Raw genomic sequence first — 655 nt, 5'->3', positions numbered from 1 at the left:
TCATTTTGTTACGTATTCCTGTTACCAGATGTATACCGTCAGTAAAAAGTATTTCGAACAGATTTTTGGATATGTATCCCTTGTCCCCAAACAGCTTTCCAAATATTTTTTTAAGAAACCCTTCTCTTTTCAATGGTTCCCTGTCATCCATGTTGCCCTGGCTAATCAGGAAATTGAGGATTTCGCCTTTGTCGTTTATTACCAAGTGAAGTTTGAAGCCATAAAACCAGCCCATTGTTGACTTTCCAACTTCAGCAGTACCCTTAAATACTTTGTTTGCCTTGATACGTTTGTTCTTGCAAACTCTTATTGGCGTTGAATCCACGAATGAAATACCCGTGCATGCACCTGAGCAACAGGTTTTAAGAAATATGGTTAAAGGCATAATCACACTTTGACTGAGTTCAACAAACCGGTTATAGGATACAGTTTTAGGAAAATCATCTACCATGTGTTTCTGTACATAGAAAACATAATAATGCTTAAAACACTTGAAACCACTGATTTGAAACAAAAGCAGAATACTGATTACCTCGCTATTGGACATTGTAGCGGGACGTCGAGAAGCTTTCCCTAAAATGAAGTTTTTGGTGGTTTTGTCAAAGTTCTTGCAAAATTCATCAACTATGCAGAAAATATCGGTAACTTTATCGTA

1 protein-coding gene is annotated in these 655 nt (G+C 36.9%); it reads right to left on the bottom strand.

Annotation, left to right across the window (positions count from 1 at the left end):
* Nucleotides 1-547, bottom strand: a 547-nt coding sequence (locus R2R28_RS29105) for an IS982 family transposase (RefSeq protein WP_316829173.1), incomplete at its 3' end; no start/stop codon positions are given.
* Between the last annotated feature and the right edge of the window lie 108 nt (nucleotides 548-655).

This window comes from Pedobacter miscanthi, assembly GCF_032678605.1.
Lineage (GTDB): Bacteria > Bacteroidota > Bacteroidia > Sphingobacteriales > Sphingobacteriaceae > Pedobacter > Pedobacter miscanthi_A.
The sequence above is the reverse complement of the archived record's forward strand: the minus strand, read 5'-3'. Positions and strand labels throughout refer to the sequence as shown.